Origin of the sequence: Photobacterium sp. 2_MG-2023 (assembly GCF_030547675.1) — a bacterium.
In the GTDB taxonomy this organism is placed as follows: Bacteria; Pseudomonadota; Gammaproteobacteria; order Enterobacterales; family Vibrionaceae; genus Photobacterium; species Photobacterium arenosum.
In genome coordinates this window covers 66,850-82,836 of the sequence record NZ_JAUOQQ010000006.1, presented here as the reverse complement: position 1 = coordinate 82,836, position 15,987 = coordinate 66,850, and the positions used below count along the sequence as shown (strand labels likewise).

The 15,987-nt window shown below is 50.8% G+C and carries 16 protein-coding genes; 8 read left to right on the top strand and 8 right to left on the bottom strand.

Features of this window, described 5'->3' with window-relative positions; genetic code table 11:
* Positions 1 to 13 precede the first annotated feature (13 nt).
* Both Q4491_RS06955 and Q4491_RS06950 read right to left on the bottom strand, forming a co-directional pair.
* Complete coding sequence (locus Q4491_RS06955; protein WP_303455969.1) at positions 14 to 1,501, bottom strand: sugar ABC transporter ATP-binding protein; 1,488 nt, start codon at positions 1,499 to 1,501, stop codon at positions 14 to 16.
* Between the two features lie 57 nt (positions 1,502 to 1,558).
* Positions 1,559 to 2,641, bottom strand: coding sequence for a substrate-binding domain-containing protein (locus Q4491_RS06950; RefSeq protein WP_218384152.1), 1,083 nt, complete (start codon positions 2,639 to 2,641; stop codon positions 1,559 to 1,561).
* A gap of 310 nt (positions 2,642 to 2,951) precedes the next feature.
* Between Q4491_RS06950 and Q4491_RS06945 the strand changes: the two genes are divergently transcribed.
* Complete coding sequence (locus Q4491_RS06945; RefSeq protein WP_192014807.1) at positions 2,952 to 3,752, top strand: LuxR C-terminal-related transcriptional regulator; 801 nt, start codon at positions 2,952 to 2,954, stop codon at positions 3,750 to 3,752.
* A 38-nt stretch (positions 3,753 to 3,790) separates the two neighbouring features.
* Here the strand turns inward: Q4491_RS06945 and Q4491_RS06940 are convergent, their stop codons facing one another.
* Positions 3,791 to 4,015 (bottom strand): hypothetical protein, encoded by a 225-nt coding sequence (locus Q4491_RS06940; RefSeq protein ID WP_192014806.1) that lies wholly within the window; start codon positions 4,013 to 4,015, stop codon positions 3,791 to 3,793.
* Positions 4,016 to 4,328: 313 nt separating this feature from the next.
* Here Q4491_RS06940 and Q4491_RS06935 point away from each other — a divergent pair, with 313 nt between their 5' ends.
* The 6 genes from Q4491_RS06935 (at position 4,329) to Q4491_RS06910 (ending at position 9,837) form a co-directional block, all read left to right on the top strand.
* Positions 4,329 to 4,595, top strand: coding sequence for a hypothetical protein (locus Q4491_RS06935; protein ID WP_303455963.1), 267 nt, complete (start codon positions 4,329 to 4,331; stop codon positions 4,593 to 4,595).
* Between the two features lie 206 nt (positions 4,596 to 4,801).
* Complete coding sequence (gene proV / locus Q4491_RS06930) at positions 4,802 to 5,992, top strand: glycine betaine/L-proline ABC transporter ATP-binding protein ProV (RefSeq protein WP_303455962.1); 1,191 nt, start codon at positions 4,802 to 4,804, stop codon at positions 5,990 to 5,992.
* Position 5,993: 1 nt separating this feature from the next.
* On the top strand, positions 5,994 to 7,136 hold the full coding sequence (proW, locus tag Q4491_RS06925) for a glycine betaine/L-proline ABC transporter permease ProW (RefSeq protein ID WP_218384162.1): 1,143 nt from the start codon (positions 5,994 to 5,996) through the stop codon (positions 7,134 to 7,136).
* A 10-nt stretch (positions 7,137 to 7,146) separates the two neighbouring features.
* On the top strand, positions 7,147 to 8,163 hold the full coding sequence (gene proX / locus Q4491_RS06920) for a glycine betaine/L-proline ABC transporter substrate-binding protein ProX (RefSeq protein ID WP_192014802.1): 1,017 nt from the start codon (positions 7,147 to 7,149) through the stop codon (positions 8,161 to 8,163).
* Positions 8,164 to 8,326: 163 nt separating this feature from the next.
* A complete protein-coding gene (locus tag Q4491_RS06915) occupies positions 8,327 to 8,707 on the top strand; it encodes a DUF3302 domain-containing protein (RefSeq protein WP_192014801.1) in 381 nt (126 codons plus the stop codon).
* Positions 8,707 to 9,837, top strand: a complete 1,131-nt coding sequence (locus Q4491_RS06910) for an HlyD family secretion protein (protein WP_218384164.1) — start codon at positions 8,707 to 8,709, stop codon at positions 9,835 to 9,837. Before Q4491_RS06915 ends, Q4491_RS06910 begins: the two co-directional genes overlap by 1 nt.
* Before the next feature lie 36 nt (positions 9,838 to 9,873).
* Here Q4491_RS06910 and rarD read toward each other — a convergent pair whose 3' ends face one another.
* From rarD to Q4491_RS06890, 4 genes are all read right to left on the bottom strand, one after another.
* Positions 9,874 to 10,803: an EamA family transporter RarD gene (gene rarD, locus Q4491_RS06905; RefSeq protein WP_218384166.1), complete on the bottom strand. Its 930-nt coding sequence runs from the start codon at positions 10,801 to 10,803 to the stop codon at positions 9,874 to 9,876.
* A gap of 103 nt (positions 10,804 to 10,906) precedes the next feature.
* The gene (locus tag Q4491_RS06900) at positions 10,907 to 12,028 is read right to left on the bottom strand and encodes an ABC transporter permease (protein ID WP_303455955.1); all 1,122 of its coding nucleotides are present in this window, start codon (positions 12,026 to 12,028) and stop codon (positions 10,907 to 10,909) included.
* Positions 12,028 to 12,948: an ABC transporter ATP-binding protein gene (locus tag Q4491_RS06895; RefSeq protein ID WP_218384170.1), complete on the bottom strand. Its 921-nt coding sequence runs from the start codon at positions 12,946 to 12,948 to the stop codon at positions 12,028 to 12,030. The genes Q4491_RS06900 and Q4491_RS06895 overlap by 1 nt, the downstream gene beginning before the upstream one ends.
* Positions 12,941 to 13,870: an HlyD family secretion protein gene (locus Q4491_RS06890; protein WP_192015049.1), complete on the bottom strand. Its 930-nt coding sequence runs from the start codon at positions 13,868 to 13,870 to the stop codon at positions 12,941 to 12,943. The genes Q4491_RS06895 and Q4491_RS06890 overlap by 8 nt, the downstream gene beginning before the upstream one ends.
* Before the next feature lie 314 nt (positions 13,871 to 14,184).
* Here Q4491_RS06890 and Q4491_RS06885 point away from each other — a divergent pair, with 314 nt between their 5' ends.
* Complete coding sequence (locus tag Q4491_RS06885; RefSeq protein ID WP_192014797.1) at positions 14,185 to 15,150, top strand: Fe(3+) dicitrate ABC transporter substrate-binding protein; 966 nt, start codon at positions 14,185 to 14,187, stop codon at positions 15,148 to 15,150.
* On the opposite strand, the gene Q4491_RS06880 is transcribed toward Q4491_RS06885, so the two are convergent.
* Positions 15,112 to 15,894: a hypothetical protein gene (locus Q4491_RS06880; RefSeq protein WP_303455951.1), complete on the bottom strand. Its 783-nt coding sequence runs from the start codon at positions 15,892 to 15,894 to the stop codon at positions 15,112 to 15,114. The genes Q4491_RS06885 and Q4491_RS06880 overlap by 39 nt on opposite strands.
* Between the last annotated feature and the right edge of the window lie 93 nt (positions 15,895 to 15,987).

Sequence of the window (15,987 nt, the reverse complement as noted above, 5' to 3'; positions counted from 1 at the left end):
CAATTCCTTATCCTTACTGCACTGCTGCCAGCAATGCTTCTTCCGTCATACGCTGGCCACTGAAATGGCGAACGATACGCCCCTTATTGACCACATAAATTACATCGCAGAAACTGCCAACTTCGGCATATTCACTGGACACAAAAATCACGCCATTACCCTGAGCGACATACTGATTCACAATTTTCATGATTTCGTATTTCGCATTGATATCAATGCCGAAGGTCGGATCATCAAGCAGCAGCACTTTAGCGTCTGTAGACAGGCATTTGCCAATCACCACTTTCTGCTGATTACCGCCGGACAAAAAACGTACCGGCTGAGACACGCCAGTGGTCTTCACGCCCAGCCTTTTAATGGTCTCTTCCACCATTGACTGGCCTTTGGCTTTATCCAGCACCATAGATCGTGAAATCCGGTCAAACGACGCCATCAATACGTTGTCTTCGACAGAAAAATCCAACACCAGCCCCTGCGAACGGCGCTCTTCCGGCACCATGTTGATCCCGTTTTCTATCGCCTGCCGGGGGGAGTGAATATTCGCTGTCCGGCCGTTCACCCGTACTTCGCCGCTCTGTATCGGTGTTAAGCCATAAATGGCTTCCAGAATTTCCGTTCTGCCGCTACCCAGTAAACCCGCTAGCCCCACTACCTGGCCCGGCATCACCTTGAGCGATACCGCATCAAGATCGCAGGTCGTAACATCGCGCAGCTCTAATAACGGCACTGTCTCTGATGTGGATGTGGCCGGACGGTCCCAGATAAAATCCGTGTCGGTTTTACTGCCCAGCATGGCTTCGACCAAGGCATCAACCGAGGTGTCAGCCGTTTGGGTTTCCAGTACGGTATAGCCATCCCGCAGCACAGTGACCGCATCACAGATACGCATAATGTCACTCATGTAATGCGTAATGTAGATTATTGAAATGCCTCTGCTTTTGAGGTTTCTTATCACAGTGAACAGTGCATTGATTTCATTATTCGACAGTGAAGCCGTTGGCTCGTCCAGCACCAGAATACGGGCATCCATTGCCATGGCTTTGGCAATCTCAATAAACTGCTGCTCGCCGACACTTAAGGTCTCAATTTTTTGTCTGGGATCGATATCCACGCCCAAGGTTGCCAGAATTGGCTCAGCCTGGCGTACCCGCTCACGGTTGGAGATCAGCGCAGAGCGCTGGTTTGAGTGAGTCAGAAAAATATTGTCTGCCACACTCAGGCTGGGGATCAGACTGAGATCCTGATAGACCATAGCGATCCCTTTCGCTTGCGCGTCTTTCGGGGTAGCGAAATGGCTCTCTTTGCCAAAGAGACGGATTTCGCCGCCATCGCGCTGATGAAAACCATTGATCAGTTTGACCAGGGTCGATTTACCCGCCCCGTTCTGACCAACCAGGGCATGTACTTCTCCGGCTTTCAGGGTGAAATTGACCTCTTTCAGCACCGGATTACCATCAAAGCCTTTCTTAAGGCGACGGGCTTCAATTGCATTCACTTCCATTGAATACCTCTTCATAACGGTATGCCGACAGCAAGCTGGCATACCTGCAAACCGAATTTAATTACCCAGTGCTTTTCGCACAGAAGCCGGTGCTTCGCGGCGTAACGCCTGCTGCCAGGCATCAGCCAGATTTTCGCGGGTCACAGCACTGGCACTGACAGTGACAAAAGGTGGCGTGTATTCACCCAGTTTTGCCAGAGCGCCCATACGCGCCAGTGTCTGACCCAGGTCATAGGGCAAATCGGTGACGATACCGGCAACGTTTCGGCCTTTGGCCATATCCAGCGCATTGGCAGCGCCGAGATCCATGGTCACGACTTTGATATCTTTACGTCCCGCGGCGCGCGTTGCCGCGACTACACCTTCGGCAATGCTGTCCCAGGGAGCATAAATGGCGGTCATGTCCGGGTACTGGGTGATCAGTGCCGAGGCCACCACCTCACCGTCATTCGCATTGGCAATACCGCGCTTTGCCACAATCTCAATATCCGGGTAATTTTTCTGCAGATTGGTCAGTACCGCCTGATCACGCTGGTTGGTAACGTAATAATTGGCTTCGTGATAAATAAACCCGACTTTGCCTTTATTACCCACCGCCTTTGCTAGCATATCGGCTGCCAGTTTACCCATCTGGAACAAGTCATCCGTCACGATACCGGCATAATCTTTGCCATGTTCAAAACCACTGGGTAAATTACTGATCAGCACCAGTTTGCTGCCCTGCTGTACTGCAGGTTTAAACGCCGCGGCGCCAGACACAGGGTCGACCACCAGCGCAATCAGAATGTCAGGCTTCATGGCCATAGTGGTTTCGACATCGGTTTTTTGCTTATTGGCATCAAATTCCGCATCGGTCACGGCCACCACATCAATATTGAGTTCAGCAAACATGTCTTTCGCGCCATCAATCAGCGCATTAGACCAGTCTGATGTGCTGTGCATCAGAATCGCTGCAGTGTAATCCTTGGTTTTAATCGCATTTTCCTGTGATGCATTTAAAGTCACATCAGTATAAGACGTTGCTGTTTCTCCGTTTGGTCCTTGTGTTGAAGTCACTTCCGCCATTGAAGGCATGGCCACTGCCAATAGAGCAGTGAAACCTAAGGTTTGGCATGCCTGAGCTATTTTTTTCAATTTCATTCCCTGTTCCACCTGTGCTTTGAGTATTACATGAGTATTAATATAGGTGTTTTTTAGGTATTTAATGCGATCAAGATCTCGACACATTGTTTTTACATAGTGATAACAATCACAATAACAGCTGAAAAACAACGAACTCCTCATTGACCAGACAAATAACACGAGTTAGATACGTAATGACACGAGATAAAACACCTATCAAACACCTACAAACAAAAAAGCAAGGTGATTGATAGGTAAAAGCTGGGTATCATGGCAGGGTAATACTGGCCAAGGCCGCGGTCAGTAGAAAACGAGGTAATCAGGAAACATGAGTCAGCACACCGCCAATCAAAACAGCAGTGCAGCCAAAGTGACTGCCGGCATTTATCAACAGCTTCTGGCGCACCACGACATCTACTTCATTGCATTTGATCAGCATGAGCAGGTGATTGCCAGTAACTACCCGGTTGCGACGCTCACTCTGAAGCAGTTGGATGATCTTGTTTTTCTGGTCGGCCCGGCCAATATTGCGCAGATCAGATCAGTGCTGTTGCAGCAAACCGAACAGTGCCGGTTTTCTGTCGCCAATCTGGCCTTCGAGACGCTGTGCCTGCAAGATGGTAATGCGCCTGCTGTCTATTGCCTGCACATCAAAGCCAAGGACGATAATACAGCTGAGCCTAAACTGTCTGCCATTGAGCAGGATTATAAAATCATCAACGAACTTGCCAGCTCCCTGAGTTTCCTCACTACGGCATCGGAGAATCACCTGCCTGAGCATTTACAGCAGGAAGTACGCAATACCCATTTACCGGAAGTGGAAGCCCGCCTGAAACAGGTGCAGGATCCCGGGCTGAAAATGTGCCTTGAGATTGTGAAATCCAATATGGAAAGCCTGCTGAACGATGTACCGGGGATGAATAGCCGTTTGCTGGAGGTGCTGACCCCGTCAGAACTGCAGGTTGCAGAATTCATCCGAGGCGGGATGTCGAGTAAAGAAATTGCGAGTACCCTGAATGTGGCGCGCAAGACAGTGGAAAACCACAGAAACAGCTTACGCAATAAACTGGGGATTACTAACAGAGGGGTAAATCTCAGGAATTACCTGTTAAGCCTGGAAAAGAAATAAGCATCCTGATATAGCGTTGTCTGTGTCAAACGTCTGACTTAACACCCGTTAGCAGTACGCAGGCGTTTCGGCCACTCAGCCGTACCGGACGACAACATAACAATCTTCCCTTCCCGTGCTTCACCCGAATGATGGGAAAGCACACTACCCAGCAGCGGTTCGACTTTCATAGGACTGCGAGAAGCTGGAATCATATCGATTAAACGGGAGAACTCTTCAAATCCCATCGGTTCCAGATGATTGGCTCGAATTTTCATGTTCATTGCGCTTCTTCACTCCTTTCCTTGGCGGTCATCATCGCAACAAAATATGACAATAATAAATCTCAATGTGACATTTATGTTAAACGTTAATTCCCTGTAAGAAATTGACATATCCCTCAATAAACTGGACGTACCTCTTATATCACCACGAGCAAGGTCACAAATATTGAAGATAAAAAACATAACTAAAATCAATGTATCAACTAATAGCGACTGAAAAGACGTAAAGATGAGATGATGATTTTTATGTCTTAAGTCTGTTTTAAGTTTCCCTTTCTAAGGTGTGCATACATACCTTCAGGGGAACTTTGCGATGAATCGGCATAATTCTAACAAATTAACCTTGGTGCATATTGATAAAGATCATCCTTTACGTGAGAAAACAGAATCTTATGTTGCCTCCCTGTTCCTTCTGGTCTTAAACATAAGCACAATTTGTCATCTGATGGGACTGGGCATGTCCATCATCCGCAACATCGCTGAACTGCATGGCGGCACTATTTCACTGGAGCCACAGTCTTCGACAAGCAAAAACTGCTTTCTGGTTACCCTGCCGATCAAAACCGGCCACATTCAATAGTGGCCTAACCATATAAGCTGACTATCTGGCCGACGACGCTATCGCCACCTATTCATCTGATTAAAAAACAAAAAACTAAACCAACGCACGTCACAATCACACAAACTGAGCCAAATTAAACCCTACCCGCTTAAAATCAGCTGCCATAATTACTTAGATAGCAAAACGTTTTATCTGTAAGGATTGTATAGCGGATACCCTCATTTATGACTGTCAAAATGGAAGTGAAGAATCTCTACAAAGTGTTTGGCAGTGCCCCTGAAAGGGCGTTTCCATTACTGGAACAGGGGTTAGATAAGGATGCCATTTTTGAAAAAACCGGCCTGACTGTCGGCGTCAAAGATGCCACTCTCACCATTAACCAAGGCGAAATTTTCGTGATCATGGGCCTCTCCGGCTCAGGAAAATCGACTCTGGTTCGCCTGCTTAACCGCCTCATTGAGCCCACCAGCGGTCAGGTACTGCTTGATAACAAAGACATCGCCAACATTTCAGAGGATGAGTTGCGTACTGTGCGGCGGAACAATATCAGCATGGTGTTTCAATCATTTGCTCTCATGCCCCATATGACGGTTATTGATAATACTGCCTTCGGCCTGGATCTCGCGGGGGTCGACAAAGACACCCGTTACGATACGGCACTCCAGGCGCTGACACGGGTTGGGCTGGAAGCTTATGCTGCCTCATACCCTGACGAGTTGTCAGGCGGTATGAAGCAAAGGGTCGGTCTGGCAAGAGCGCTGGCCAATGACCCGGACATCCTGTTGATGGATGAGGCTTTTTCTGCCCTTGACCCGCTGATCCGCACCGAAATGCAAGATGAGCTTATCCGCCTGCAAAATGATGACAAACGCACTGTGGTTTTTATTTCTCACGATCTGGATGAAGCCATGCGGATTGGCGATCGGATTGCCATTATGCAGAACGGTGAAGTGATTCAGATTGGCACACCGGATGAAATCCTCCATCACCCGGCCAATGACTATGTGCGCTCTTTCTTTAAGGGCGTAGATGTTACCAATGTCTTTACGGCCAAAGACATCGCTCGCAAACACCAGGTCACTGTGATTAAAAAGGGGGAAACGGACGGCCCGCGTGCCGCATTGCAACTGCTCAATGATAATGACAGAGAGTTCGGCATTGTGGTCGACCGCCGTAACCTGTATGTCGGACTGGTATCAACAGACACACTGCAAACGGCCAGCCAAGCAGGTCAGCCCCTGACTCAGGCTCTGCTGGTCGATACCGTGACTTTCCTGCCTGAAACCCCTGTAGGTGAGCTGATAGGTCGGGTGGCCGACCTGCCCTACGGTGTGCCTGTTGTCGATGAAAACCAGGTTTATCATGGTGTTATTACCAAAGCACGCCTGTTACAGACGCTAGATCGGGAGGCCTGATATGAGCCAGGAAAATCACCCAGAGTCATCCGTACCGGTGACGAACAGTCCCTCATCCGTACCGGCCTCACAAGATCCCTGGTCCAGCACAGATACCAGCAATACCGACCCCTGGGGCAATTCAGCCACTTCGACACCCAATTCCGGTTCCGACTGGCTCAATACCACAGATACAACGCCCGTTGACCCGTCCATCGATTGGATCCATCCGTTCCAGGATGCCCTGATCCCCTTCGACCAATGGGTCGAAGACGGCATCAACTGGCTGGTTGTCAATTTCCGGCCCGCCTTTCAGGCTATCAGTGTGCCGATTGATTACATCCTCACAGCCTTCCAGGCAACACTGCAGAGCACACCGGCACTCCTGATGATTTTTCTGATCATGATCCTGGCCTGGCAGATTGCCGGCCTGCGCATGGGGATTGCCAGTGTGATCTCGATGCTGCTGATAGGGGCTATCGGAGCCTGGGATCAGGCGATGGTCACGCTGGCGCTGGTTCTGACATCCGTTTTCTTTTGTCTGCTGATTGGCTTACCAACCGGTATCTGGCTGGCACGGAGTGAAAAATCGGCCAGAATTGTCAGGCCAATTCTTGATGCGATGCAAACAACGCCCGCTTTCGTCTATCTCGTGCCTATAGTGATGTTATTTGGTATCGGGAATGTCCCTGGTGTCGTCGTAACCATCATCTTTGCCCTGCCTCCGATTATCCGGCTGACGATTCTGGGGATCCGCCAGGTGCCAGAGGAACTGATTGAAGCCGCCCACTCTTTTGGCGCGAACCCGAAACAAATGCTCTATAAGGTTCAGTTGCCGCTGGCCATGCCCACCATTATGGCCGGGGTAAACCAAACCCTGATGCTGGCACTGTCTATGGTGGTGATTGCCTCCATGATAGCCGTTGGCGGACTGGGCCAGATGGTGCTGCGCGGTATCGGCCGTCTGGATATGGGGCTGGCCGCCATTGGCGGGCTAGGTATTGTCATTCTGGCTATCCTGCTCGACCGGCTGACACAGGCAATGGGAGCGTCCGAGCGCGGCCGATCTTACCGTCACTGGTATGAACACGGCCCTATCGGGTTCATTTATCGCCGGTTCAAAAAAGACCAGGCTCCGCATCTGACAACACATTCACAACCCTGAGGAGAAGACAATGACAAGGTCCTGGAAGTCACTTTCCCTGAGCACGGCATTATTTGCCGGCGCCTTTTCTTTCCCTGCCATAGCAGCAGATTTACCCGGTGAAGGCGTTACCGTACAGCCAGTACAAAGTACAGTGGCGGAAGAAACCTTCCAGACACTGATCGTCAATAAAGCACTGGAGGCACTGGGTTACGACGTCCGGCCCACTAAAGAGGTGGACTATAATGTAGGCTACACTTCGATTGCCAATGGCGATGCCACTTTCCTGGCCGTGAACTGGGCACCCCTTCATAAAGACAAATTCATCCAATCAGGCGGAGACAATAAATTCTACCGCAAAGGCTATTACATCACCGGAGCCGCTCAGGGCTATCTGATTGACAAAAAAACCGCCGATAAATACGGCATCACCAATATCAGCCAGCTGAAAGACCCTGAGCTGGCAAAGCTGTTTGATGCCAACGGAAACGGCAAAGCCGATCTGACCGGCTGTAACCCAGGCTGGGGATGTGAAGGGGTGATCGAACACCAACTGGATGCCTACGGGCTGCGTGACACAGTCACCCATAACCAGGGTAATTACGCCGCCATCATAGCCGATACCATCTCCCGCTACCGCAATGGCTCACCCATTCTGTACTACACTTGGACCCCTTACTGGGTCAGCGGTGTGCTGGTTCCGGGTAAAGATGTGGTATGGCTGGAAGTGCCGTTCTCGTCATTACCGGGCGAGCGGGCAAAAGTGGATACCGCCCTGCCTAACGGTAAAAACTACGGCTTTGAAATGAACAGCATGCGCATTGTTGCCAACAAACAGTTTGCTGAAGACAATCCGGCTGCGGCCAAACTGTTTGAAATCATGACACTGAATATCAATGACGTCAGTGCTCAGAATATGCGTATGAGTCAGGGCCAGAATTCCCAGAAAGACATAGAAAACCATGTTAACGGCTGGATTCAGTCGCACCAGCAAGTATTTGACAACTGGATTAGCCAGGCAAAAAAAGCCGCTGATGATGCATCTTAATAGCTGAACTATGCAATTAATCTGATAGTATATTTGTCAGGCCAGCCTCTAGTGCTGGCCTGATGAAATCTGTATTAAACCTGAAAGACAAAAACCTCATAATTGCTAAGTGTATTTATTAGCTATATTCTTAATATCATGGTTAAAATTTGACGGTAAATATATGTTCTTGGATTATTTTGCATTGGGTTTACTTATTTTTGTAGCCCTTGTTTTGTTTTACGGCATCATAGCGATTCACGATATTCCTTATGAGATCGCCAAAGAGCGAGAACACCCTCATCAGGATGCTATTCATTATGCGGGCTGGGTAAGCCTGTTCACATTACATGCTCTGTGGCCATTTTTATGGATATGGGCGACCCTGTGGCGTAAAGAAAGAGGCTGGGGGTTCAAACAGGTTCATGATGAACAAGTATTGCTTCAGACCCAGTTAACCAAAATGGAAATGCAACTCCAGCTACTGCAATCCGAACTTACCGCGTTAAAACAACAACGACAGCCAATGAATAACAGCAATAATAACAGTGAGGGTAATCAATAATGGAAACGTTACTGGTCCTCTCTTACGCGGCCATCTGTATTTTTATCTTCAAAGTTTTCCGGATTCCGTTAAATAAGTGGACAGTGCCGACTGCCGTACTTGGCGGTATCATCCTTGTCGGCGCTCTGGTCCTGTTCATGAACTATAACCACCCCCATACCAGCCTGGGCGGTGAATACTTCGTCTCTACGCCCATATTACCCAATGTACGAGGTAAGGTTATTGAAGTGCCTGTCACCCCGAACTCCCCGCTGGATGAAGGTGATATTCTGTTCAAAATTGATCCCACACCTTTCCAGGCGGAAGTTGACAGGCTGGAAGCCCAGCTTGCAGAAACCCGACAAAATGTACTTGGGCAGGAAGCCAGCTACAAAGCGGCAATGGCAACCCGCATCAAAGCGCAGGCAGAACGCGATCGCACCTATCAGCAGTACCAACGCTATGCGACAGGGTATAAACGCGGCGCTTTCACCAAAGCCGATGTTGATAACCGTGAGCAATTCTACCGCAGCGCCGAAGCGGCACTGGAAGCCGCACAAGCTGATGAGCGCCGGGCAAAGCTGGCTTATGAGTCTAACATTAATGGCCAGAATACGGCTGTTGCTCAGATTCAAGCGCAACTGTCTACAGCCCAGTTTAATCTGGACTCAACAATTGTACGTGCGCCGTCGGATGGCTTTGTGACTCAGGTGTTGTTACGCCCAGGCATGATGGCTGTGCCATTGCCACTGCGCCCAGTGATGACCTTTATCAATACTAATGATGACTTCATTGTTGGTGCGTTTCGCCAGAACTCGCTGTTGCGCCTCAAACCCGGCTTTGAAGCCGATATCATTTTCCGTGCCATTCCGGGGAAAACGTTTAAAGCCGAAGTCATTGATGTATTACCGGCCATTGGTGAAGGTCAGGCGCAAGCACAAGGGACTCTGATTGGCACTGAGCTTTTCTTAAAGCAAGGCAGGCCAGTGGTCAGGCTCAAGATGATTGACGATCTCAGTGAGTACCAACTGCCTTTAGGGGCCAATATGGAAATTGCCGTGTATTCAGATCACGCACACCACCTGGCAGTTATGCGTAAGATATTAATTCGCATGAAGAGCTGGCAGAACTACCTGTATCTGGATCATTAATCTTCCCCCGGCATGCCTGCTATGCGCAGGCATGCTTCACTCTTCTGCCATTACTGCCGACTGAATCTGCTTCTGGGTCACTATCTGACGCACACAATCCAAGATCAGAAAGAGTACTGCCACCCAGATAAAGAGGTAGGTCGGCCACTCTCCGTCGGCAATGCTTTCCCCGAGTACCAAAGACACCACCACCAGCAATACCGGTTCCACATAGCTCAATAACCCGAACAGGCTGAAACTCAGCAGTTTGCTCGCCACAATGTAGCTGCCAACCGCAAAAGCACTGATGACACCCAGCCCCATAATGAGCCAGCTAAGATGAGGGTGCTGGGCAAAAACGCTCAGGCTTTCGTGCTCGAAAAACAACCACCAGATGGCCGGCGGGATCATGATGGCCATATCAAACCACAGGCCGCCCAGACTGTCTGTACCGAGTTTACGCCGCAGCATAAAATAGCCGGGATAACCTATCGCCACCACCAGCGTTTCCCAATACAAACCTCCCGAAAGCCAAAGCTTATGGGCAACGCCGACTGCAGCAAAGAGAACCGCAATTTTTTGCAGCCCGCTCAGTCTGTCCTGATAAACGAAACGGCCCAGCACCACCATCACCAGCGGCATCATGAAATAGCCCAGAGAAACCGGCAGAGCACGGCCATTGATCGGCGCCCACATGAACAGCCAGAACTGCAAACCCAGCAGAAAAGCCGACAGTGGCAAGCCCAGCCATAAGCCAGGTCGCTGGCGGATTTCAGTCACAATAGCCATCACCTGTGGCCATTCTTTGCTAAACAGCAGAAAAGCGGTGAGAAATGGTAAGGTCAGTAACAGCCGCCAGCTAAAGATAGCTTCGCCATTCAGAGGATGCAGCAGGGTCGAGTAGTAATACAGCGCCCCGAACAGACACGACGACATCACTGACAGAAAAACGCCTTTACCCACATTACCCCCTGACATCCGATCCATTTGGCGACAACCTTAAACGCACAGGATGATATCAGCCCGTTGTCGCCAATGGCGATATAAATTTCCGTCAGGGGTTCAGGACGTTGAGAGGATGGGAGCCGGGTCAGTCCAGCGTTTTCTTAAATCGCCAGGAAGCCAGCAGCAACCCGAGCAAGGTAAAACCCAGCAGCCAAAGTGCATCTTTCCACAGCACAGCCACATCGGCGCCGCGCAGCACTATACCCCGTATCATGCGCATAAAATGGGTAGCAGGCAGAATTTCTGCAATCCATTGGGCAGCCACGGGCATACCTTCATACGGGAACATAAAGCCGGATAACAAAATAGAAGGCAGCAGAATGAACACTGTCATCTGCATGGCTTGCAGTTGAGTCTGGGCAATTGTCGAGATCACCAGCCCCAGAGTCAGGCTGGCAGCAATAAACAGCAAGGTGCCCAACAGAATCTGGCTGAGCGGGCCATTAATAGGCACCGCAAAAATGTAATGACCCAGCCCAAGAATAATCACCACCTGAATCAGACCAATAACGATATAAGGAGCAATTTTTGCCAACATAAGTTCAAGGGAATGCACAGGTGTGGTGATCAGCAACTCCAGATTCCCCCTTTCCCGTTCACGGACTATCGCCGCAGAGGTGAACAGTATCATGGTCATGGTGAGTATTACGCCGAGTAAACCCGGCACAATATTCACCGCCGTTCGCCGCTCCGGGTTGAAGTACAGCGCGACTTCAAAGGTTGGTGTCATCACACTCGACTGCTGCGCTTTGTAATCCGAGACCAGATGATCAACCGGCATATTCTGTAATTGCAGCAAGGCAGAACTGACCATAGTATCTGAGCCATCCACCAGCCATTGCCCGGCTTTTCTGTGCTGTGCCAATCGTTGATCCAGATCCCTCGGCAGAACAAGCACACCGCGTACCGTCCCGGTAGTAATGGCTTGTTCACCTTCTCTGGGCGTGGCGTAAGTAGCAACCACAGTGACCACCTGAGTGGCTTTAACCGCTTCGGTGATCACCCTGCCATACTGAGACTGGCTTTGATCCACAATCGCCACGGGAATATTGCGCACATCCGTATTGATGGCAAAGCCAAACAGCAATAGCTGTATCAGAGGGATCATCACTACCATGCCAAAGGTAATTCTGTCGCGGGACAACTGGCGAAATTCTTTCACCAGAATTGCTTTCATTCTGATAAGACTGGAGGTGATAACATTCATTACCTGCTCCCTGTGCTGGTCACAAAAACGTCTTCCAGACTGGGGCGAACCACATCCAGCTCAGCCTGAGCCAGTGCCGGCACCTGACGTTTCAGCCAGGCCACAGGGTCAGATTCTTCTGCGCGCACCAAGACCCGCAGACGAATACCTAACTGCGCTGCAGACACCACGGCCGGAATGGCCAGCAAACTGTCTTTAATCTGCCTGAGTCCCGGTGCCTGAATTTCAACCACACTGACCCCCATCTGCTTCATCAGGGTATCAGGCGGGCCGTCTGCCTTTATTTCACCGGCTTCCATAATCGCCAGCCCGTGACAGCGCTCAGCTTCGTCCATGTAATGAGTAGTCACCAGAATGGTGGTGCCAGCGTCAGACAAGTCAAAAAGCTGCTCCCAGAAATCACGCCGCGACTGGGGATCCACCGCGGAGGTCGGTTCGTCCAGAAACAGTAAATCGGGCTTGTGCATCACAGCCGCCGCAAGGGCGAGCCGCTGTTTCTGCCCGCCGCTCATGCTGCCAACCCGTTGTTTCATCAATTCATTGAGGTTATAAATGCTGCCGAGCTCTGCCACCCTGGGTTTCAGCTCTCTGCCTGGTAAACCATAAATCTGACCAACAAACTGCAGGTTTTCTTTGACTGACAGATCCTCATACAAAGAAAATTTCTGCGTCATGTAGCCAATTTTCATCCGTAGCGCTTCCGCCTGTTCGGGAATACGCAGGCCAAGCACTTCAATCGCTCCCTCACTGGGGCTCAGCAGTCCGGTTAACATACGCAGCGTTGTGGATTTGCCACAGCCATTCGGCCCCAGAAAGCCGTAGATGTTGCCCTTGGGTACTTGCAGGTTCAGCTTGTTCACTGCGGTAAAATCGCCGAACCGCCGCGTCAACCCTGTTGCCTTGATAGCAAGATCACTCAAGGGGCATCTCCACTTGGACAGGTACGCCGGCTGGCAAGGTCTCGGCATCCGACAAATCGAACTCAGCCAGATAAACCAACCGCGCCCTGTCGTCTTCATTCAGCGCGTAGTAAGGAGTAAAGGCCGGCTCTGTCGCAATCCAGCGCAAAGTGCCTTCATAAGGCTCTGAAACGCCATCGACATACACCTTTGCCACGCTGCCGGGCTGCAATGCAACTCGGTATGGTTCAGGGACATACACTCTGGCGTAAGGCTGGCTGTCAGCCAGAATGACGGCAACAACGGCGCTCATGGGCACTCGCTCGCCCAGATTATACGGCAGGCTGTCCAAAATACCGTTGCGAGTCGCCACGACAGTGAGGTCATTGAAAATCCGCTGCTGCAGCGCCACATTGGCTGTTGCCGCTTCCAGTTCCGCCTGCGCCTGCTGAATGTCTTCAATTCTTTCGCCCCGGGTCAGCTTGGTAAAATTCTCCCGCGCCTCAGCCACTTGCGCCCGAGCACTGTCTCGCTCAGCTTTTGCGGTATCCCGCTCGGCCACACTGATCAGTTTCTGCCGCACCAGGCTCTCTCTGCGCAGATAGGTTTTTTCAGCATCGGTCAAACGGGCATTCGCCTGTTCAAGCTGCGCCTTAGCCGCCGCAATATCTTCCACCCGCTCACCGTTAGTGAGCCGAAGCAGATAAGCCGCCGCTCTGGCCTGCTCGGCTTTAACCTGCGCCAGAGTAGCGGCCTGGCGGGTCGTGTCCAGCCTGACCAGCACCATTCCGGCTTTCACTGACTGACCTTCGGCTACCGGCATGTCGCGGATGATTTCATTTGCCGTCGCCGTCAACGTAATACGATCGCGCTCCAGAGTGCCCAGTGCCAGAGAAGACGGACGATTGTCGCACCCAGCCAGTAACAAGAGTGTCAGCACCATAAATTGCAATGACCCAACAGATTTCATTTAGCGCCACTCCAAGACAGGCTGTAAGGTAAACCTAGTTAAGATAAGGTGAAATTCAATGTGTTAGCACAAGCATGCCGTATTTTCATACTCATTACTGCTGCATATTTCTCACTTCGCGACAGATGAGGAATATGCCCAACAGGTATTGATCATGGTCCAATACTGACGGCCAGCTCATCACTCCCCCTTGTACTGCCAACAAAAGCCATTAGAATGTCGCGCAATGAAATGCACTTCATTATCAAGTAAAAGTAAAATTTTTCTCTGACTTTTAAGGGAGTACCATGTCACTGTTGGGATATTTACGCTGGATAACCTTTTCTCTTTTCCTTTTCACCAGCCCCACAGCTTTTTCCACTACCATCACCGACAGTCTTGGGAACCCGTTTACCCTGGACGCACCACCCCAACGCATTATCACACTGGAGTATGCCTTCGCTGATGCACTGGCAGCTATTGATATCAGCCCCGTGGGGATTGCCGATGATAATGATCCGCTCAATCTGCATCCTGCGGTATTGGCGAAGCTGGAGGGATGGGTATCCGTCGGTGGCAGAGCGACGCCCGATCTTGAACAGATCGCGGCGCTGAAACCGGATTTGATTATCGCCGATGTTAACCGGCATCAGGCGATTTATGCCACGCTCAGCCAGATTGCCCCGACGGTACTGCTGGCATCCCGCGGTGAAACCTACCAGGAGAACCTTGACGTTGCCCTGAAGATTGGCGACATCGCAGGCCATCCTGATGTCATGCAGGCACGGCTTCTGCAACACAAAGATACTATGCAGGGTGCGGCGAACGCACTCAGCCGCTTTCACGGTAAGAGCGTGCTTTTCGCTGTGGCGTCCGAAAATGGCTTATACGCTTATTCCGGGGCCGCCTACCCTGGCGGCGTATTGAAAGCCCTCAAGCTGACGGTGCCCGAGAAAGTCGGCGAAGAAGACAGAGCACTGAGACAGCTGACTTTTGACGATATCGCAAGCATGGATCCCGACATTCTGCTATCCGGCAACATGGAACCTGGCAGTATTCTAGAACAGTGGCAGCAACGGCCTGCCTGGCAATCGCTGAAGGCCGTTTCCAGCGGGCAGCTCATCGGTGTCGACGGTAATCACTGGGCCAGCTGCCGGGGTATGCTGGCATCTGAAGCCATGGCAGACAACCTGCAGCAAGCCTTAACTATGACTCCAGAGCCACAATCCAACGTTTTACCAGTTGAGTGGGATCTCAGTATAGAGCCGGAATAATACATTCTCGTCCCAAGGCAGGATCGGCGCTTTACCCTGGACACGGTAAGGCGTCAGGTTATAGCGGGTGTATGACACCGAGACATTCAGGCTATTCATAACGGGATGGAGAATCGGGTAATGGATCGCCAGAAAGAGTTGGTTTTCCAGCCAGTTATCCTGATCTCGCCACTGCTGCCAGTAGCCTTCCCAGCTAAATGTATTCTTTAAAGAGCGCCGAAAAAACAGCTTCCAGGCTAATGCGTCACTGCTGCGTTTCAGTGCTTCCCGGCTATAGCCTCTGGTTTCTGGGACATCATCATCGAACTCCAGCCCGTAGTAGCCGGCGCCAAGTGCCAGCCCGACAGCGTCAGCCTGGCGCTGATAATTCACTACAATTCCCAATTGTGCCTGCAGAGCTTCTTCCACGCCGAACACCGTATTCTGAAGCCAGCTGACACCCGTCTGCCAGCCAAGTGTTATGCCAGAATCATCCAGGTTAACCAGAGGTTGGGATAGCGAGCCGCCTGCCATGGTCCAGAAAGGGTCATGATCAGGATCCAGATGATCACTATCGTTATCATAATAAGCAATAATACTGGCTTGGCCAGCCAGACTGTCGGCATTGGAATAGAACAGGCCGAGGCCAAGATTCCCCCCTGGGGTATCCGAGTCAGCCTCGGGTACCCAGGTATCATGCCCCCCTATCGAGGTGGTTGTATACCAAGCCGCATGAGTCGCAGGCGAAACAAAGCATACCGACACCAAGACCAATCCAGCCAACTTAACACTGACACGACACCCGATACCTGTCATTACAAGACTACACTCAACTCAGCTCATTACTGACAGCTTAGT